The organism is Pseudomonas sp. B37(2017) (assembly GCF_002112885.1).
Taxonomy (GTDB): Bacteria; Pseudomonadota; Gammaproteobacteria; order Pseudomonadales; family Pseudomonadaceae; genus Aquipseudomonas; species Aquipseudomonas paraglycinae.
In genome coordinates, this window is sequence record NZ_NEIX01000001.1 from 286,952 (window position 1) to 305,865 (window position 18,914).

Genomic DNA, 18,914 nt, shown 5'->3' on the forward strand with positions numbered 1-18,914 from the left:
GTCATTTTGAAAATCACTCGCGTAACCGTCACTCCGATCGCTTTCCGTGATCCGCCGCTGCTCAATGCCAGTGGCATCCACGAACCGTTTGCCCTGCGCTCGATCATCGAGATCGAGAGCGACAACGGCTACATCGGCCTCGGCGAAAGCTATGGCGATGCCCCGGCGCTGGCGATCCAGCAACAGTTGCAGTCGCAGTTGATCGGCCTTGATCCGTTCAACCTCAATCAGTTGCGTCGGATCGTTCAGGCGACGGTTGCTGCCAACAAACCGGCCAGTCTGGCGGGTGCTGAACTCGCCCCCGGTTCTCACGCCAGCAAGGCCGTGAGCAACGCGTATTCGGCGTTCGAAGTGGCGTTTCTCGACTTGCAGGCGCGCTATTTGAATGTGCCGTTGGTGGATCTGCTGGGCGGGGCGGTGCGTGATGAAGTGCCGTTCAGCGCCTATCTGTTTTTCAAGTACGCGCAACACGTCGATTCACCGTACAAGCCGGACAACTGGGGCGAGGCGCTCAACGAGCAGCAGATCGTCGCCCAGGCCGCGCGAATGATCGAGGCGTACGGTTTCAAGAGCATCAAACTCAAGGCCGGTACGTTGCCGCCGGAACACGAAGTGGCGTGCATCAAGGCGCTGAAAAAGGCCTTTCCCGGTTATCCGCTGCGCATTGATCCCAACGGCAACTGGTCGCTGGAAACCTCGATCCGCATGGCCGAGTTGCTGGGTGATGATCTGCAGTATTACGAAGATCCGACCCCGGGCCTTGAAGGGATGGCCGAGTTGCACAACCGTACCGGGTTGCCGCTGGCGACCAACATGGTGGTCACCGATTTCGACGAGTTCCGCCGCAGCGTAGCTTTGAACAGCGTGCAGATTGTCCTCGCCGATCACCATTACTGGGGCGGCCTGCGCGACACCCAGACCCTGGCGAAAATGTGCGACACCTTCGGCCTCGGCGTGTCGATGCATTCCAACTCACACCTGGGCATCAGCCTGATGGCGATGGCTCACGTGGCGGCCGCCGTGCCGAATCTGGACTACGCCTGCGACACCCATTACCCGTGGCAGGAACCGGATGAAGAGGTGATCAAGGGTGGCAAACTGCCGATCGTCGACGGCTGCGTGAAGATCACTCGTGCACCGGGCCTGGGGTTGGAGCTGGATCACGATCAACTGGGCAAGCTGCATGACCAGTACCTGACCTGCGGCATCCGCCAGCGCGATGATGTGCGGCAGATGCAGCGCTACAAACCTGACTGGAAAGCGGTGAAACCGCGGTTCTGATCGAGCAAAACCAGAGGGCGCCTAACGGCGCCCTCTGTTGTTTCAGAGCGTGCGCATCAACCAGTCGCGAAACGCCTTCAGCGATGGCAGCGACTCATTACGCGCGGGATACACGAGGTAATAGCTGCGCCGGCTGCTGATCGGTTCGCCCAGTTGCAGCAGCTCGCCGTTGTGCAACTCATCCTCCACCAGAATCCTCGGCACCAGCCCGATGCCGATATTGGCGCGCACCGCCTGGATCAAGTGCGAGGTCATCTCGAAACTCGGCCCGATGCGCATGCTGCGATGGGGCAGGGCGTGATGGCTGAACCACTCGGACCAGGCCTGAGCGTTGCTGCTGACGTTGAGCAGCAGTTGCCCGGCGATATCCTTGTCGGAAGCCAGACGTTCGGCATCGGACAGCTGCGCGCTGGCGATCACCACCAGTTCTTCGGTGTGCAGACGGTGGGCGGTCAGCCCCGGCCAGTCACCGCCGCCGACACAAATCGCCGCGTCGATTTCGCTGGTGTCGAAGTCGATGGTTTCGATGCGTGAATGCAGGTGCACGGTCATGCCGGGATGCGCGGTGTAGAAATCCTTCAAGCGCGGCAGCAGCCATTTCGAGCCGAAGGTCGGCAGTGTCGCCAGGCGCAAACTGTGGATGCCCGAGCCAAACGCCATGGCCTGCAACGTCGCGCTGCGAATCTGGCCGAGGGCTTCGGACAGTTCGCGCTGATACATGCGCCCGACGTCGGTAAGGATCACCCGTCGGCCTTCGCGGCTGAACAGGCGCATGCCGAGCATCTTTTCCAGAATCTGCACCTGCCGGCTGACCGCGCTCTGGGTCAGCGACAGTTCGTGGGCGGCGCGGGTGTAGCTTTCATGGCGTGCGGCGGCTTCAAACGCCAGCAGCAACGACATCGAGGGAGTGAGGGTTCGCGGATTCATTCGTTTTAGTCATGGATTGCGGGTCGATTTTACGGTTGTCCCGGCGTCGCTCTGCAATGAACATAGGACCTATGAGATGGCGGGAGCGTGACGCAATCATTCATTGCGCACAACTGTTCACCGCCACACGGCCCGTTTTTGACCGAGATTGCCCTCCCGATGATTGCCCAGCTGTCGCCTTCCACCGCGCTGAACACCGATTACCAACAGTTTCTCAAAGCCCTTGAAACCAGCGGTTTTCGCGGCGAAATCAGTGCCGACTACGCCAGCCGCGTGGTGCTGGCCACCGACAACTCGATCTATCAGCGCTTGCCGCAAGCGGCGGTATTCCCGCGTGACGCCGACGACGTAGCGCTGCTGGCGCGTCTGATCGCCGAACCGGCGTACCAGAAAGTGGTGATCACGCCTCGCGGCGGCGGCACCGGCACCAACGGCCAGTCGCTGACCGACGGCATCGTCGTCGACCTGTCGCGGCACATGAACCGCATCCTCGAAATCAACGTTGAACAGCGTTGGGTGCGGGTGCAGGCCGGCGTGGTGAAGGATCAACTGAACGCCGCGCTGAAATCCGCCGGGCTGTTTTTCGCCCCGGAACTGTCGACTTCGAACCGTGCAACCGTCGGCGGCATGATCAACACCGACGCCAGCGGCCAGGGCAGCTGCACTTACGGCAAGACCCGCGACCACGTGCTGGAGCTGCACATGGTCCTGCGCGGTGGCGAGCGTTTGCACGGCCGCCCGCTGGAAGAAAGCGAACTGGCAGCGGAATGCGCCCGCGAGGGCCGCGCCGGCGAGGTGTATCGCTGCGCGCGGCAGATCATCGATGAGCAGGGTGAGTTGATCCGGGAAACTTTCCCCGACCTCAACCGTTGCCTGACCGGCTACGACCTGGCGCACCTGCGCGAGGCCGACAATCGTTTCAACCTCAACAGCGTGCTGTGCGGCGCTGAAGGTTCGTTGGGGTTTGTGGTCGAGGCCAAGCTCAACGTATTGCCGATCCCCAAGCACACGATGCTGGTGAACATTCGCTACGCCGGCTTCATGGATGCCTTGCGCGATGCCCGGGCGCTGATGGCGCTCAAGCCATTGTCGATCGAAACCGTCGACTCCAAAGTGCTGTTGCTGGCGATGCAGGACATCGTCTGGCATGGCGTCGCCGCATACTTCCCGGAAAGCGCCGAGCGGCCGACGCTGGGGATCAACCTGGTTGAGTTTTGCGGTGACGATCCCGAGGAGCTGCAAGGTCGGGTCGAGGCCTTCGTCCAGCACCTGGGCACCGACGCCACCGTCGAGCGCTTGGGCCACACGCTAGCTGTCGGGCATGCGGCGGTGAATCGCGTCTACGGTATGCGCAAACGCGCGGTGGGTCTGCTCGGCAACGTCGCCGGTGAAGCGCGACCTCAGCCGTTTGTCGAAGACACCGCTGTGCCGCCGCAGCACCTGGCCGAGTACATCGCCGAACTGCGCGACCTGCTCGACAGCCACCAATTGCAGTACGGCATGTTCGGCCACGTCGATGCCGGCGTGCTGCACGTGCGGCCGATTCTCGACATGAAGGATCCGCAACAAGCCGCACTGGTGCGCCCGGTGTCGGACGGCGTCGCCGCGTTGACCCAGCGTTACGGCGGCCTGCTGTGGGGCGAGCACGGCAAAGGCCTGCGTTCGGAATACGCGCCGGCCTTTTTCGGCGAGTTGTACCCGGCGCTACAAGCCTTGAAGGCGGCGTTCGATCCGTTCAACCAGTTCAACCCCGGCAAGATCGCCACGCCGAACATTCCCGGCGCGGCGTTGTTGAAGATCGACGAAGTGACCCTGCGCGGCGAACTCGACCGGCAGATCGACGAAAAAGTCTGGCAGGACTACGGCGCGGCCATGCACTGCAACGGCAACGGCGCCTGCTACAACTTTGATCCCGACGATGCGATGTGCCCGTCGTGGAAAGCCACCCGCCAGCGCGCGCAATCGCCCAAGGGCCGCGCTTCGCTGATTCGCGAATGGCTGCGTTTGCAGGGCGAGGCGGGTGTTGATGTGTTGGCCGATGCCAGCCGCCGTCCGCCGTTTTTCAGCACATTGCTGCAGCGCTGGCGCAACAGCCGTGCGCAGGAACAGGACTTCTCCCACGAGGTGTACGACGCCATGGCCGGGTGCCTGGCGTGCAAGTCCTGTGCGGGGCAGTGCCCGGTGAAAGTGAACGTGCCGGACTTCCGCTCGCGGTTTCTCGAGCTGTACCACACCCGTTATCTGCGGCCGGCGCGGGATTATCTGATTGCCTCGCTGGAGTACACGATTCCGTACATGGCGCGGATTCCATTTCTCTACAACGGCTTGATGGGGGCTTCGTTCAGTCGTCGCTTGATCGAGCGCCTTGGTGGCATGGTCGATGTGCCGTTGCTCAGCCGTTTCGATTTCCACGCGGCGATGCGCCGCTGGCAGGTTCAGCCGGCGTCGGTCGAGGTACTTTCGGCGCTGACCCAGGCACAACGTGAACGCAGCGTGGTGCTGGTGCAGGATGCGTTCACCCGTTACTTCGAAGCACCGCTGCTGGCGGATCTGATCGAGTTGATTTCGCGCCTCGGCTATCAGGTCTATCTGGCGCCGTTCAGTGCCAACGGCAAACCGCTGCATGTGCAGGGTTTCCTGTCGGCGTTCAATCGCGCGGCGTTGCGCAATGCCGGGCAGTTGCGCGCGCTGGCCGAGATCGGCGTGCCGTTGGTGGGGCTCGATCCGGCCATGACCCTGGTCTATCGCCAGGAGTATCTGAAAGTGCCGGGGATGGAGAAATGCCCGGAGGTGGCGCTGGTGCAGGAGTGGTTGCTCAAGGTCATGCCGGAGCAGGCCGATCAGCGCCGCGACGACACTTTCCGCCTGCTGGCGCACTGCACCGAAAAAACCAACGCTCCGGCCGCCACCCGCCAATGGGAGCAGGTGTTCGAACGTGTCGGCCTGAAGCTGGCGACCCAGGCCACCGGTTGCTGCGGCATGTCCGGCACTTACGGACACGAAGCACGCAATCGCGAGACGTCGGCAGTGATCTACGAGCAATCCTGGGCGAAGCAGATCGAGGCCCCGGCGGAGAAGGGCGAGGCGCTGGCCACCGGGTATTCCTGCCGCAGTCAGGTCAAGCGCCAGGCCGATCAACAGTTGCGCCATCCGTTGCAGGTCGTGCTGGAAACCCTGCGCACAGCGTGATCGCTGTTTGAGAACCGCTAGCGATTGGATCGGCTTTTCATGTTATAAGGTAACGCAAATTATGCGGCCGCTTTCGGGCGGTCGCATCGATCAACCTTTCGATTGCGATACCTCCATGACGATTGCGGTTCCCCGTTCTGCCCCCTCGGCGACTGGCCGGTTGCTGTCCATTGATGCGCTGCGTGGCCTGGTGATTCTGTTCATGTTGCTGGACCACGTGCGCGAAACCTTTCTGCTGCATCGCCAGGTCTCCGACCCGATGGACATCGCCAGTACCGAGCCGGCGCTGTTCTTCAGCCGTACCCTGGCGCATCTGTGCGCGCCGGTGTTCGTGCTGCTGACCGGGTTGTCGGCGTGGCTGTTCGGCGAGAAGTACGACGGCAAGGCTGACGTCAGTGCCTTCCTGTTCAAGCGCGGTTTGTTTCTGATCGCGCTCGAATTCACCCTGGTGAATTTCGCCTGGACGTTCCAGCTGCCACCGACCGTGATCTACCTGCAAGTGATCTGGGCGATCGGCCTGAGCATGATCGCGCTGTCGCTGCTGGTCTGGCTGCCACGCTGGCTGCTGCTGACGTTGAGCGTTGCGATCATCGCCGGGCACAATCTGCTTGACGGACTGCACTTCGGAACCGAGTCCGTGCTGCACGTGCCATGGGCAATCCTGCATGACCGCGGCTGGATCGAGGCCGGCGAGACTTTGCGCCTGCGCACCTCGTACCCGTTGTTGCCGTGGATCGGCGTGATCGGTCTGGGTTACGCGCTGGGGCCGTGGTTCGCTCGCGCAGCCGATGCAGGCGTGCGCCAGCGCCGCTTGTTGATCGCTGGCGTCGCCGGGCTGTTGGGGTTCGTGGCACTGCGGTTGGTCAACGGTTACGGCGAGAAACCCTGGGCATTCGGGGACGGCGGTCTGCAAACCCTGATGAGCTTTTTCAACATCACCAAATACCCGCCGTCGCTGTTGTTCATCGCGCTGACGGTGAGTGTCGGGCTGCTGCTGTTGCTGGTGTTCGAGCGTGCGCAGGATCGGCGCTGGATTCGCTGGCTGACCGTGTTCGGTTCGGCGCCGATGTTTTTCTACCTGCTGCACCTGTATGCGCTGAAGGTGCTGTACCTGATTGGCGTGGCGCTGTTCGGGCTCAATCAGGGCACCTATTTCGGTTTCTCGTCGGTGACGGCGGTGTGGCTGGCGGCGGTGGTGCTGGCGGTCGCGTTGTTCCCGGCCGTGCGCTGGTTCTCGGGATTGAAGGCCCGGCGCCGCGACATTGCCTGGTTGAAGTATCTCTAGAACGGCTTAGCCCGTTTTGCCTTCGCGGGCATTGCGGGCGAAATCGATAAACGCCTTGAGCGGCGCCGGTACGTGGCGTCGGCTCGGGTAGTACAGATGGAGGCCGGGATAGTACGGGCACCAGTCCGCCAGCACCTGTACCAGCCGCCCACTCGCCAGGTGTTCCCGGGCCATGTCCTCGAACACATAGGCCAGACCCAAGCCCTGCAATGCGGGGCCGATCATCAGGCTGACATCGCCCAGGGTCAGCGGGCCGTTGACCTCGATTTCCTGAACGATGCCACCGCGTTCGAATTCCCAGCGGTACAGCGCGCCGCTGGGAAACCGGTGACGGATGCAGGGCAGGGCGTGCAGATCCTCCGGTTTTTGCGGCGCGGTGTGCCGCTCCAGAAACGCCGGTGAAGCGACCACCACCGAACGCAGGGTCGGGCCGATCGGTAGTGACACCATGTCCGCCTCCAGCCGATTGCCGAACCGCACCCCGGCATCAAAACCGCCGGCGACGATATCCAGCAGCGCGTCGCTTTCGACCACTTCCAGGCGGATGTCCGGATAGGCTTGCAGGAACGCCCCGGCAATCGGCAGCAGCACCAGTTCGCACGCTTGGCGCCCGGCAGTGATGCGCAGGTTACCGGAAGGTTTGTCGCGAAAGTGGTTGAGGTCTTCGAGGGCGTCGTCGATGTCGCGAAACGCCGGTTTCAGCCGCGCATACAGCCGTTCGCCAGCTTCGGTCAGGGCGACGCTGCGGGTGGTGCGATTGAACAGGCGAACGCCGAGGCGATTTTCCAGCGCTCGCAATGAATGGCTCAGGGCCGACGGTGTCAGGCCCAGATCCACCGCTGCACGACTGAAATTCAGATGCTGGGCAATGCAGAGAAAGATCGACAGATCCGCCGTGGACGGGTTTTTCATTTGTGAGCGCCTTTCACAAAGTCATGCAAATTTGTTGGGATTATCACATCAGTAGCACGGCTTTAAAGTCGACTCAACTCATCAAGAAGGCCCGGCAATCTCGCCAGGGTCACCGACAGGAGGAGTTGATATGCGTACCTGGCTGATTACCGGAGCTTCCCGTGGTTTTGGCACCCTTATCGCTGAACAGGCCCTGCGTGCCGGTGACGCGGTGATTGCCACCGCCCGCAACCCGCAAGACATCACCGACCGCCTCGGCGATCACCCGAACCTGCTGGCGGTGCGCCTCGATGTCACCCGCGAAGAAGAAGCCCACCAAGCGGTGGCTGCAGGCATCAAGCGCTTCGGCCGCATCGACGTGCTGATCAACAATGCCGGCTTCGGCGTGCTGGGCGCCGTTGAAGAAACCAGCGCCAGCGAAACCGAGCGCCTGTTCGCCACCAACGTGTTCGGTCTGCTCAACGTCACCCGCGCCGTGCTGCCACATATGCGCGCCCAGCGCAGCGGACGGGTCATCAATATCTCGTCGATTGGCGGCTATCAGGCGTACATGGGCTGGGGCGTCTACGGCTCGACCAAGTTCGCAGTGGAAGGCATCAGCGAAGCGCTGCATCAGGAACTGGCGCCGCTGGGCATTCATGCCACGGTGGTCGAACCGGGGTTCTTCCGCACCGACTTCCTCGACGAGCAATCGCTGATCAAGACCGCCCTGGTGCTGCCGGACTACGACGAAACCGTCGGCAAGATGCGCACGTTTGCCGAAGCGGCCAACCATGCACAACCGGGTGATCCGCTGAAGTTTGCCGAAGCGATGCTGGCGCTGGTCAACGCGCCGAACCCGCCGCAACGGCTGGCGCTGGGCAGCGACACGATTGCGCGGATCGAAGCGAAGAACCGCTTGGTGGCGCAGGAGTTGGCTGAGTGGAATGAGCTGGCGCTGTCCACGGATTTCAAGGACTGACACAAAAACTGTGGGAGCGGGCTTGCCCGCGAAGGCGGAGTGTCAGGCACCTTAAACGGAGACTGACACTCCCTCTTCGCGGGCAAGCCCGCTCCCACAGGGTTTATCGGATCGACCGGATCAGCGGCGATCCAGCCACACCGTCTGCGCATTGCAGAACTCGCGAACGCCGAAGTGCGACAGCTCACGGCCGAAACCGCTTTTCTTCACGCCGCCGAAGGTCACGCGCGGGTCGCTGGCGGAGTAGCCGTTGATGAACACGCCGCCGGTTTCCAGTTCGCTGGTCAGTTGCTGGGCCAGGGCGACGTTGGCGGTGTAGATCGTGGCAGTCAGACCGAACTCGCTGTCGTTGGCCAGGGCCACGGCGTGAGCGCAATCGCGGGCGGTGATGATTGAGGCCACCGGGCCGAACAGTTCCTGCTTGAACGAAGTCATGCGGTCGGTGACATCGGCCAGTACGGTTGGCTCGTAGTAGTTGCCCGGCCCTTGGCCTTTGCCGCCGCCGAGCAGCAGGGTGGCGCCTTCTTCCAGGGTGTCGCGCACTTGTTGATCCAACTCGTCACGCAGATCGAAACGGGCCATCGGGCCGATGTAGTTGTCGGCGGACAACGGATCGCCCATCTTCAACTGGCGGGTGGCTTCGACGAATTTGCGGGTGAATTCTTCGACCACGCCTTCTTCGATGATCAGGCGTTTGGCGGCGGCGCAGACCTGGCCGGAGTTCTGGTAACGACCGATCACTGCCGCTTGCACGGCTTCGTCGATATCGGCGTCGTTGAGCACGATGAACGGGTCGGAGCCGCCCAGTTCCAGCACGCATTTCTTCAGCGCGGCACCGGCCTGTGCGCCGATGGCCATGCCGGCGCGGACGCTGCCGGTCAGGGTCACGGCAGCAATGCGCGGATCAGCAATGGCGGTGGACACGCCTTCCGGGGTGACGTTGATCACTTCGAACACGCCATCGGCAAAACCGGCGCGGGTGAAGGCGTCGCGCAACAGATAGGCGCTGCCCATCACGTTCGGCGCATGCTTGAGCACGTAGGTGTTGCCGGCGATCAGCGCCGGGACTGCACCGCGCAGCACTTGCCAGATCGGGAAGTTCCACGGCATCACGGCGAGGATCGGGCCGAGTGGGCGGTACTCGATGCGCGCCTTGCCGCCTTCGACCAACGTCGCTTCGGCGTTGAGCATGGCCGGGCCGTGTTCGGCGTACCACTCGCAGAGTTTGGCGCATTTCTCGATTTCGCCACGGGCCTGGGCGATCGGTTTGCCCATTTCCCGGGTGATCATGGTCGCCATGTCTTCGCTGCTGTCACGCAGAGCACCGGCCAGCGCAGTCAGGGCGCGGGAGCGATCCTGCAGCGGTTTGCGTTTCCACTTGTTGAAGCCGAATGCGGCGCGGCTCAGCGCAGCGTCGAGGGCTTCGGCGGATTCGAAGGCGTAGTGACCGATCTGCTCGCCGGTGGCGGGGTTGATCGAGATGGCGTGGGTCTGGCTGGAAATCGGGCTCATGGCATCGTCCTGCGAGGTCAGTGGATGCGCTCAGAGTAGGGTGGCGTTTGGTTTCTGGAAACTGAATAATAAAGAGCGTTTCTTTCACGATTGGAGAATGACTGTGGATCTGGTGCAACTGGAAATCTTCAAGGCCGTTGCCGAGCACGGCAGCATCAGCGCGGCGGCGGCGCAGATCCATCGCGTGCCGTCGAACCTGACGACCCGCATCAAGCAGTTGGAGGAAGACCTGGGCGTCGACCTGTTCATCCGCGAGAAAAGCCGCTTGCGCCTGTCGCCGGCCGGCTGGAGTTTTCTCGAGTACGCGCGACGGATTCTCGACCTGGTCCAGGAAGCGCGCGCCACGGTGGCCGGCGAGGAACCGCAAGGTGCGTTCCCGCTTGGCTCGCTGGAAAGTACGGCGGCGGTGCGGATTCCCGGTTTGCTGGCGACCTACAACCAGCAACACCCGAAGGTCGATCTGGACCTGTCGACCGGGCCGTCCGGGACGATGATCGACGGTGTGCTTTCCGGGCGACTGGCGGCCGCGTTCGTCGACGGCCCTGTTTTGCACCCGGCGCTGGAAGGCATCCCGGCGTTCGAAGAGGAAATGGTCATCATCTCGCCGCTTCATCACGGGCCGATCCAGCGTGCTGCGGATGTGAACGGCGAGAACATCTATGCGTTCCGCTCGAACTGCTCCTATCGCCATCACTTCGAAAAATGGTTCAGCACCGATGCTGCGGTGCCGGGCAAGATTTTTGAAATGGAGTCCTATCACGGCATGCTCGCCTGCGTCAGTGCGGGTGCCGGCCTGGCTTTGATGCCGCGCAGCATGCTGCAGAGCATGCCTGGCTGCGCGACGGTCAGTGTATGGCCGCTGGCGTCGGATTTCCGCTTTCTGACGACGTGGCTGGTATGGCGGCGGGGCACGGTTTCGCGCAGTCTGAGCATGTTTGTGCGCTTGCTGAAAGAGCGCGGTGTGGTGCGCGCAGAAGAGAATTGACACGTTGTGTCATGGTTGTATCTTAGGCGTCCTGTTTCGCAATATAAAAAACTATACAGCGCTAACGATTAGCCAGAAGGAATCAGCGATGACCACAGCCCTGAGCGGAAAAGAAGCGGTAGGTGAGCGTTTTGTGCTGGAAACCATGCGCCACGCCCAGCAGTTGACCTGGAAGGCCGTGGACGAGATTGCCAAGGTGATCAAACCCGGGATGCGCGAATCGGAAGCGCATGCGCGAGGCAAAGAAATTCTCGTCGAACTGGGCATGGACCGGATCTGGCATCCGCTGTTGATCCGCTTCGGCGCCAACACGCTGAAGACCTTCAAGGAGCGTTCCGACGGCGATCCGGTGCTGGGCGAGAACGACATTTTCTTCATCGACATGGGCGTGGTCTGGGAAGGTCACGAAGGCGATGCCGGGGCGACGTATGTCACCGGTTCCGATCCGCAGATGATTGCCTGCGCAGCGGCCTCTAAAGAACTCTTCGACAAGGTCGAAGCCTTCTGGCGTCAGGGCGTGACCGGTGTCGAGCTGTACCGTTACGCCACCGATCAGGCCGAGACGATGGGCTGGAAGCTGAATCTGGACATCAAGGGCCACCGGGTCAGCGATTTCCCTCACGCGATTTATCGGGGTGGCAATCTGGGTGACTTTGATCAGGCTCCGAATGCCGGTGTGTGGATTCTGGAAATCCAGATCGAACACCCCGAGCTTCCGTACGGTGCTTTCTATGAAGACCTGCTCATTTGATTGAAAAGCTTGCCCGGTTCGGAGATTCGCCGAACCGGGCATTTTTTATTGGCCGTCGATGCTGCGGGGCAGGTCGAGCGGATTACCGTCGCGCAACACCTCCGGCAGCAACGCATCGGGAAAGCCCTGATACGCCACCGGCCGCAAGAAACGCTCGATTGACGTCATGCCGACCGAGGTGAAGCGACTGTCTGAGGTGGCCGGGAACGGCCCGCCGTGTACGGTGGCGAAGGTCACTTCCTGCGGATGGGCGAAGGCGTTGACCACGATGCGTCCGGTGCGGCATTCGAGGATCGGCAGCAGACGCCGGGCCAGATCCAGATCGCGATCTTCAAGGTGAATGGCTGCGCTGAGCTGACCCTTGAACGAACGGGCAACTGCCAGCAGCTCTTCCTCATCGCTGACCGTCACCAGCAGTGCAGCCGGGCCGAACACTTCATGGGCCAGCGCGGTTTCGTTGAGAAAGTGCTGGCCACCGACTTCCAGCAACGCCGAGCGGCCCTCAAACTGGCCATCCGACGGCGCGCCGACCGCTACCAGATTCGCTCCCACACTTTCCATTGCCACCAGCCCTTTGACGTATGAACCGTGAATCCCCGGCGTCAACATCGTGCGTGCCGGCGCTTCGCTGACCCGTTTGATCATCGCGCTGCGCAACGCTTGCAGACCTTCGCCTTCGATTGCGATCAGGATCGACGGACACAGGCAGGCTTGCCCGACATTCACCAGCATCCGCTCGATAAAGCCATCACCGACTTCACCGCCACGCGCGGACAGAGCTGCAGGCAGAATGAACGTCGGGTTGACGCTGGTCATTTCGGTGAACACCGGAATCGGATCAGGCCGCAACTGCGCGCGACGATAAAGCGCCATGCCGCCCAGCTCTGAACCGGTGAACGTCACCGCTTTAATCAACGGATGATCGACCAGCGCCTCACCGATGACATTGCCGCCACCGCGCACCATGGAGAAAACCCCTTCGTGCAGGCCATGCATCTGCACCGCTTTGCGGATAGCGCGAGCCTGAATTTCCGAGGCCCCAGGATGCGCGTTGTGCGCCTTGAGAATCACCGTCGCACCGGCCGCGAGTGCCGACGCAGTGTCGCCGCCGGCTACCGAATAGGAGATCGGAAAATTGCTCGCACCGAAGATTGCCACCGGGCCGATGGCGACTTTCTGCAGGCGATGATCCATCCGTGGTCGCGGCTGGCGATCAGGTTGCGCCGGGTCGATCGCCAGTTGCAGAAAGCGACCTTTGCGCACCACCTCGGCGAACTGATGGAACTGGGTCGCGGCCCGGGCGGCTTCGCCTTCGAGCTGCGCCTGAGGCAGGCCGGTTTCCAGCGCAGCGCGGGCGGCCAGTTCCTCGCGCACGGCGTCGAGGTTGTCGGCGATGCTTTCGAGAAACGCCGCACGTTCGGCCAGCGAAGTGTGGCTGTAGCTGTCGAAGGCCGCATCGGCGAGGGTTGCCGCCTTATCGACTTGCGCCGCGCCGCCGAAGGCGAATTCCGGTTCGATCAGCGAGTTGGTCGCCGGATTCAGCGCCTTCATCGTGCCCTCGGTGGCGGGCACGTCAGCGGCGCCGATCAGCAGGTGGCCGGTCAGACTCATTTCGCTTCCCCCTGGGACTGAAGGCTGGCGATCAGTTCGTCCGTGGTGGTGATGACATGAGCGAACGTCGGGCCGTTGAGTTCGTGGGCGGCGTGCATCATTTCTTCCTTGAACGCGGCAGTGGCATCGCGCACCAGCGTGACGTGATAGCCGAGTTCCGATGCATAGCGCGCGGTGGCTTCGATGCAGGTGTTGGCCAGCAGGCCGACGATGATCAAGTGGGTGATGCCTTGCTGTTTCAGGCGAAAATCCAGGTCGGTGTTGGCGAAACCGCTGGAGCCCCAGTGTTCCTGAACCACGATGTCGCCGTCCTGCGGTGCGAAATCCGGGTGCCATTCACCGCCCCATTCGCCGCGTGCGAAGTGGTGCATGTGCATGATCTTTTGTTGGGTCGGGGTTGGGTGATCCCAGTTCTCGTAGTCGCCTTTGACCCAGCGGTGATGGGGTACGATGACGACCGGAATCGGCAGGGCCCGCACGGCGCGATCGAGTTTGCGCAGGTTGTCGAGCAGACCGTTCTGCTCGGCCATCGGCTTGATCAGCGGAAAGATCTTGCCGCCGTCCGAAAGAAAATCGTTGTACGGATCGACCAGCAGGTAGGCGGTTCTGTCGAGCGGATAGAGAGGTTTCGACATGACGATGTACTCCGGCAATGAGAGTGATCGATGCTCAGGGCTTGTTCCCGCATCGTGTTGATATGATAATCATAGTAACTGTGAAAGAGGCAAGCCCTGATGGCTGTAAACGATAGTCTTCCCGACACGCTGTGCCCGATTTCCCGGGCCGAGTCGATCGTCGGCGACCGCTGGACGGTGCTGGTTTTGCGCGAATTGTTCATGGGCAGCCATCGCTACGACGAGATCCTGGCCCAGACCGGCGGTACGCCGCAGATGGTCGCCGCCCGTCTGAAAAGCCTGGAGGCGGACGGGCTGGTCGAGCGCCGCTTGTACAACGAGCGGCCGAAACGCTACGAGTACCACCTCACCGCGAAGGGCGAGGCGTTTTACCCGGTGGTGATTGCGTTACGCGCCTGGGGCGAGACCTGGTGCAAGTCGCCGGAGGAAGGGCTGGCGGTGAACATGACCCACAAGAATTGCAACCACAGCGCCGGCCTCGGGCCGTTGTGCGATCACTGCGGTGAGGTGTTGCGCCGTGAGGATCTGATCAGCCAGCCGCAAGAGGCGTACGCCGCGGAACGACAGGCGCGGCGTGAGGCGTTCAAAAACAAGTGACCGGAATCACGGTGTGCCGTTTCGTCCATGTAACCGGTAAGCGGGGCGCTGGCTCAAACGTTCGTAATAAGCGCTCACCGCCGGCAAGTGCGGATGTTCCAGCGGCGTCTCGAACCAGCGATTGACCGACAGGCCGATCGGGATGTCGGCGAGGGAAAACTGCTCGCCGCTGACATAGGCGCCGGTCTTTTGCAGCTGCCGGTCGAGGATCTCCATGTGCCGTGCCCACTCCCGGCAACCGGCCGCGAGAGCAACGCTGTCCTGATGCGCAGGTGACTTGCGTACCAGCGACATGAACGCGTAAGACCAGGACTTGTTCAGCTCCGAAGCCTGCCAGTCGATCCATTGATCCACCCGTGCGCGGGCGCGCGCCTCGCTCGGGTACAGTTGTTCGCCGTCATAGCGCGACGCCAGATAGCGAATGATCGAGTTCGATTCCCACAGCGTGAAGTCATCGTCCTGAATCACCGGCACCATCGCGCAGGGATTGAGTGCGAGGAACTCCGGCGTCAACGTCGATTGAAAACCTGAGCCCCAGTCTTCGCGTTCGAAGGGCAGGTTCAGTTCAGCACAGGTCCACAGCACTTTGCGCACATTGATCGATGAGGCTTTGCCCAGAATTCGCAGCATTGGATTTCCATCTCCGGTTGTCGTTGGGCGTAAAGAAATAGCACAACGCAAAGCAGAAGGCCCGCACAGGGCGGGCCTTGTTGGTGCATCGACTCAATCTCAGAGACTGCCCGCCAGCTTCCCGGAGGTCAGCCGCCGACGGTACGCACTGTCACGAGTCGCCAGCCAGAAATACAGCGGCGAGGTCACCAGCAAGCCAACCACCCACGACAGGTCCGCGCCGTTGATGTGCGCCGACACCGGGCCGACGTACAGCGGCGTGTTCATGAACGGAATCTGCACCGCGATACCGATCGCGTAAGCCAGCAAGGCCTGCGGGTTGTAACGGCCGTAGATGCCGCCATCGACCTGGAAGATCGAGCCGATGTCGTACTGGCCTTTGTGGATGGCGTAGAAGTCGATCAGGTTGATCGCGGTCCACGGCACCAGTACGACCAACAACACCAGCACCATGTCGACGAAGTGGCCGATGAAGTCTGCCGAAGCGCCGACCGCAGCGAAGCAGCAGGCCAGCAGGACGATGATCGAAATCACGGCGCGGCTCTTGGCGGTCGGAATCCAGCGGTAGGCAAAGGTCTGCACCAGCGTGATCAGCGACAGCACTGCGCCGTACAGGTTGAGGGCGTTGTGGCTGATCACGCTGAGCAGGAACAGCACCAGCATCAACGGGCCGATGGCGCCGGTGGCGAGTTTCACCGCGTCCATGGTGTCCATGCCCACCGGGGTTGCCAGTACGGCGACCGCGCCGAACACGAACGACAGGCTCGAACCCAGCGCCGATCCCAGATAGGTCGTCCAGAAGGTCGCCGCCACCGGCACATTCGCCGGCAGGTAACGCGAGTAGTCCGACACGTAAGGCGCAAACGCGATCTGCCACAGCGCCGCCAGCGACACGGTGGCGAGCCAGCCCGAGATGTTGAAGCTGCCGCGAGTGAGGAAATCATCGGTCTGGATGTGGGTGAGGATGTAACCGAAACCGACCACGATGCCGATTCCCAGCACCCAGGTGCCGATGCGGTTGAGCACGTGGATGAAGCGGTAACCGATGATCCCGATGATCCCGGAACCCAGCGCGCCGATGACGATGCCGACCGGCACCGGAACGCTGTCGACCACGCCATGCAGCGACTTGCCGGCGAGCACGATGTTGGAGGCGAAGAAACCGATGTACATGACGCCGGCGATTAACACCACCAGCAGCGCGCCGAGGGAGCCGAACTGCGCGCGGCTCTGGATCATCTGCGGAATGCCCATCTGCGGGCCCTGCGCCGAGTGCAGCGCCATCAACACACCGCCGACCAGATGGCCGACCAGAATGGCGACGATGCCCCACACCAGGTTCAGGTGAAACAACTGCACGCCGAGGGCGCCGGTGACGATGGGCAGCGGCGCGATGTTGCCGCCGAACCAGAGGGTGAACAGATCCCGAACCTTTCCGTGGCGATCTTCAGGCGGCACGTAGCCGATCGTGTGTTTCTCAATGAGCGGTGCGGACGTTGTTGCAGAGGTGGTCATGACGAACTCCAAGGCAAGGACGAGTACGTGGACGTACTTCAGTGAGCGCCGGCACGGACGGCGCATTTCTTGTTGGGGTTGATCATGGGCAAGGAAAGGGGAGAGATAAATTAGTAGTTTTGTTGCTTCAGGCGTTAAAAAAACGAGGCTCTCCGGTCAGGTTGAAACGCTCTGTTTCGGGCGTTTCAGCACCATGAACGACAACGCAGCTGACCTCCATCGGAGCAGCTGTCTGTCGGTAATCCTGCGGCGCGGCTGCGGGTTGAATCCAGCAGCCAGACCGGTTTTTTCAGAGGCGAATCGAAGCCAGCATTCGTTGCAGCATCTCATCGCAGGCCGTGAGCTGATCGACGCTGACGAACTCGTCCGGCTTGTGGCCCTGATCCATGCTGCCGGGGCCGCACACCACTGTGGGAATTCCCACCGCGTCGAACAGTCCGCCTTCAGTGCCAAAGGCCACTGTGCCGAAATCGTCCGAACCACAGAACGTGGCGATCAATTGCGCAGCCTGGCTTCGGGCATCCGTCGCCAGCCCTGGATAGGCCGACAATTCGCTGAAACGGATATCGCTCTGCTCGCTGACGGACCGCATGCGCGGCAGCATTTGCTGCTCGGCGTAGGCCTTGAGTTGTTGGGCGACAAGCGCCGGATCCTGCGAGGGCAGGGCGCGGATTTCGAAGTCGAAACGGCAATCGGCGGGAACAATGTTCAGCGCCTTGCCACCGTTGATCACGCCGGTTTGCACCGTGGAGTACGGCGGGTCGAAACGCGGATCGAAGTGTTCATCCTTGAGTTGCCGACCGATGCGTCCCAGCTCGCCGATCAGCTCGGCGGCGCATTCGATGGCGTTCACTCCAAGTGGCGCGTAGGCCGAGTGACAGGCGTGACCCTGGACATCGCAGCGCATCGCCAGCTTGCCCTTGTGCCCGAGTACCGGTTTGAGTTCGGTCGGTTCGCCGATGATGCACAGCAGCGGTTTGACCGGACGCTGCTCCAGCACTTTGAGCAGCGAGCGCACACCGATGCAGCCGACTTCTTCGTCGTAGGACAGGGCAATGTGCACTGGCAGTCGCAGCGGTGCTTCGATCAACGCCGGCACCAGCGCCAGCACGCAGGCGATGTAGCCTTTCATGTCCGCCGTGCCGCGACCGTAAAGCTTGCCGTCGTGCTCGCTGAGTTCGAACGGCGGCAGCGTCCACGGCTGGCCATCGACGGGCACCACATCGGTGTGCCCCGACAGCACGATGCCCGGCTGATCGGCCGGGCCAATCGTGGCGAACAGATTGGCCTTGCTGCGCTCATCGTTGTAGATCAGCTCGCACGGCACATCGAAACTTTCGAGGTAGCTGCGCACGAAGTCGATCAATTGCAGGTTGGACTCGCGGCTGGTGGTGTCGAACCCCACCAGCGTCTTGAGCAACGCGACGCTGTCGCTCATCGGTCGTCTCCGGCAACCCCGTAACCCGGCGCCTTGGCCGGGTCGAGGGCGCGGTCGATGTAGTCCTGAAGCTGCGGGCGATAGGCGTCCCAGAGTTTCTGCAATTGGCCGATCGGGTCTTCATCGGCCCAGTCCACCCGCAGGTTGACGATGGGCCAGGTCAGTTCACCGACCACGACCACGGCTGCCGAATGCACCGGGCCTGCTTCACCGCCCAGGGCCTGAGCGGCGTGCAGGGCGTTGATCAGGCGATCGGCCAATTGACCTTCGCCTTCTTCGAACGCGCTGACCATGGCTTCGATCACCGAGCGCCCGGCGAGCATGTTGCCCGCCGCCACGCATTGCTCGCCGGATACGGCGTTGTGCACGCCCAAGGTTTGCGCGCCGCTGAAATGCGCGGTCTGGCCGAGGTGGTTGATGGCCGTGATCTGCCGGTACTGACTGTAGCCGTTGCGGGTCAGCACCTTGTCCAGCGCCGCCTCGGGCGCCAGGCCTTGCTCCATCAAGGCGAGCACTTCCGGGCCGAGCGACGGCAGGGTGATGTTCTGGCTCGACACCGCGCCGACACCCGGCAACAACCACGGGCAGCGGGCGCCGACGGCAATGCTGGAGGAGCTGATGGCGATGCCGAACTGACCGGTTTCGGGGCAACGGGCGGCGATGGAAAATGTCATGTGTGGCCTCC

The 18,914-nt window shown here is 62.2% G+C and carries 16 protein-coding genes; 7 read left to right on the plus strand and 9 right to left on the minus strand.

The annotated features are described in order from the left end of the window. Positions 1 to 6 precede the first annotated feature (6 nt). On the plus strand, positions 7 to 1,281 hold the full coding sequence (locus tag CAF90_RS01495) for a glucarate dehydratase family protein (RefSeq protein ID WP_085602979.1): 1,275 nt from the start codon (positions 7 to 9) through the stop codon (positions 1,279 to 1,281). 42 nt (positions 1,282 to 1,323) lie between these two features. On the opposite strand, the gene CAF90_RS01500 is transcribed toward CAF90_RS01495, so the two are convergent. Beyond that, entirely contained in the window at positions 1,324 to 2,208 is an 885-nt protein-coding gene (locus tag CAF90_RS01500; protein ID WP_085602981.1) for a LysR substrate-binding domain-containing protein, read from the minus strand. A 159-nt stretch (positions 2,209 to 2,367) separates the two neighbouring features. Between CAF90_RS01500 and CAF90_RS01505 the strand changes: the two genes are divergently transcribed. Both CAF90_RS01505 and CAF90_RS01510 read left to right on the plus strand, forming a co-directional pair. After that, positions 2,368 to 5,397, plus strand: a complete 3,030-nt coding sequence (locus CAF90_RS01505; protein ID WP_085605105.1) for an FAD-binding and (Fe-S)-binding domain-containing protein — start codon at positions 2,368 to 2,370, stop codon at positions 5,395 to 5,397. A 115-nt stretch (positions 5,398 to 5,512) separates the two neighbouring features. Beyond that, the gene (locus CAF90_RS01510; RefSeq protein ID WP_085605108.1) at positions 5,513 to 6,682 is read left to right on the plus strand and encodes a DUF1624 domain-containing protein; all 1,170 of its coding nucleotides are present in this window, start codon (positions 5,513 to 5,515) and stop codon (positions 6,680 to 6,682) included. 6 nt (positions 6,683 to 6,688) lie between these two features. Here the strand turns inward: CAF90_RS01510 and CAF90_RS01515 are convergent, their stop codons facing one another. Next, positions 6,689 to 7,594, minus strand: a complete 906-nt coding sequence (locus CAF90_RS01515) for a LysR family transcriptional regulator (protein ID WP_085602983.1) — start codon at positions 7,592 to 7,594, stop codon at positions 6,689 to 6,691. 130 nt (positions 7,595 to 7,724) lie between these two features. Between CAF90_RS01515 and CAF90_RS01520 the strand changes: the two genes are divergently transcribed. Next, positions 7,725 to 8,555, plus strand: coding sequence for an oxidoreductase (locus tag CAF90_RS01520; protein ID WP_085602985.1), 831 nt, complete (start codon positions 7,725 to 7,727; stop codon positions 8,553 to 8,555). A gap of 120 nt (positions 8,556 to 8,675) precedes the next feature. On the opposite strand, the gene CAF90_RS01525 is transcribed toward CAF90_RS01520, so the two are convergent. Further along, positions 8,676 to 10,067 carry an aldehyde dehydrogenase family protein gene (locus tag CAF90_RS01525; RefSeq protein ID WP_085602987.1) on the minus strand — a complete coding sequence of 464 codons (1,392 nt, stop codon included), beginning with the start codon at positions 10,065 to 10,067 and terminating at the stop codon, positions 8,676 to 8,678. A 103-nt stretch (positions 10,068 to 10,170) separates the two neighbouring features. On the opposite strand from CAF90_RS01525, the gene CAF90_RS01530 reads away from it, so the two are divergent. Together CAF90_RS01530 and CAF90_RS01535 are read left to right on the plus strand one after the other, a co-directional pair. Next, a complete protein-coding gene (locus CAF90_RS01530) occupies positions 10,171 to 11,052 on the plus strand; it encodes a LysR family transcriptional regulator (RefSeq protein ID WP_085605111.1) in 882 nt (293 codons plus the stop codon). Positions 11,053 to 11,140: 88 nt separating this feature from the next. Continuing rightward, positions 11,141 to 11,803 (plus strand): M24 family metallopeptidase, encoded by a 663-nt coding sequence (locus tag CAF90_RS01535; protein ID WP_085602989.1) that lies wholly within the window; start codon positions 11,141 to 11,143, stop codon positions 11,801 to 11,803. A gap of 45 nt (positions 11,804 to 11,848) precedes the next feature. Here the strand turns inward: CAF90_RS01535 and CAF90_RS01540 are convergent, their stop codons facing one another. Both CAF90_RS01540 and CAF90_RS01545 read right to left on the minus strand, forming a co-directional pair. Beyond that, positions 11,849 to 13,414 carry an aldehyde dehydrogenase (NADP(+)) gene (locus tag CAF90_RS01540; protein ID WP_085602991.1) on the minus strand — a complete coding sequence of 522 codons (1,566 nt, stop codon included), beginning with the start codon at positions 13,412 to 13,414 and terminating at the stop codon, positions 11,849 to 11,851. Next, complete coding sequence (locus CAF90_RS01545; RefSeq protein WP_085602993.1) at positions 13,411 to 14,049, minus strand: isochorismatase family cysteine hydrolase; 639 nt, start codon at positions 14,047 to 14,049, stop codon at positions 13,411 to 13,413. The genes CAF90_RS01540 and CAF90_RS01545 overlap by 4 nt, the downstream gene beginning before the upstream one ends. A gap of 99 nt (positions 14,050 to 14,148) precedes the next feature. On the opposite strand from CAF90_RS01545, the gene CAF90_RS01550 reads away from it, so the two are divergent. Then, positions 14,149 to 14,646, plus strand: coding sequence for a helix-turn-helix domain-containing protein (locus CAF90_RS01550; RefSeq protein ID WP_085602995.1), 498 nt, complete (start codon positions 14,149 to 14,151; stop codon positions 14,644 to 14,646). 6 nt (positions 14,647 to 14,652) lie between these two features. On the opposite strand, the gene CAF90_RS01555 is transcribed toward CAF90_RS01550, so the two are convergent. The 4 genes from CAF90_RS01555 to CAF90_RS01570 all read right to left on the minus strand — a co-directional run bounded on the left by CAF90_RS01555 (position 14,653) and on the right by CAF90_RS01570 (position 18,903). Further along, positions 14,653 to 15,276: a glutathione S-transferase family protein gene (locus tag CAF90_RS01555; RefSeq protein ID WP_085602998.1), complete on the minus strand. Its 624-nt coding sequence runs from the start codon at positions 15,274 to 15,276 to the stop codon at positions 14,653 to 14,655. A gap of 99 nt (positions 15,277 to 15,375) precedes the next feature. Continuing rightward, positions 15,376 to 16,791 carry a cytosine permease gene (locus CAF90_RS01560; protein ID WP_085603000.1) on the minus strand — a complete coding sequence of 472 codons (1,416 nt, stop codon included), beginning with the start codon at positions 16,789 to 16,791 and terminating at the stop codon, positions 15,376 to 15,378. 289 nt (positions 16,792 to 17,080) lie between these two features. After that, entirely contained in the window at positions 17,081 to 18,229 is a 1,149-nt protein-coding gene (gene argE, locus CAF90_RS01565) for an acetylornithine deacetylase (RefSeq protein ID WP_085603002.1), read from the minus strand. Continuing rightward, positions 18,226 to 18,903, minus strand: coding sequence for a DUF1028 domain-containing protein (locus tag CAF90_RS01570; RefSeq protein WP_074688650.1), 678 nt, complete (start codon positions 18,901 to 18,903; stop codon positions 18,226 to 18,228). Before CAF90_RS01570 ends, argE begins: the two co-directional genes overlap by 4 nt. Positions 18,904 to 18,914: the final 11 nt, after the last annotated feature.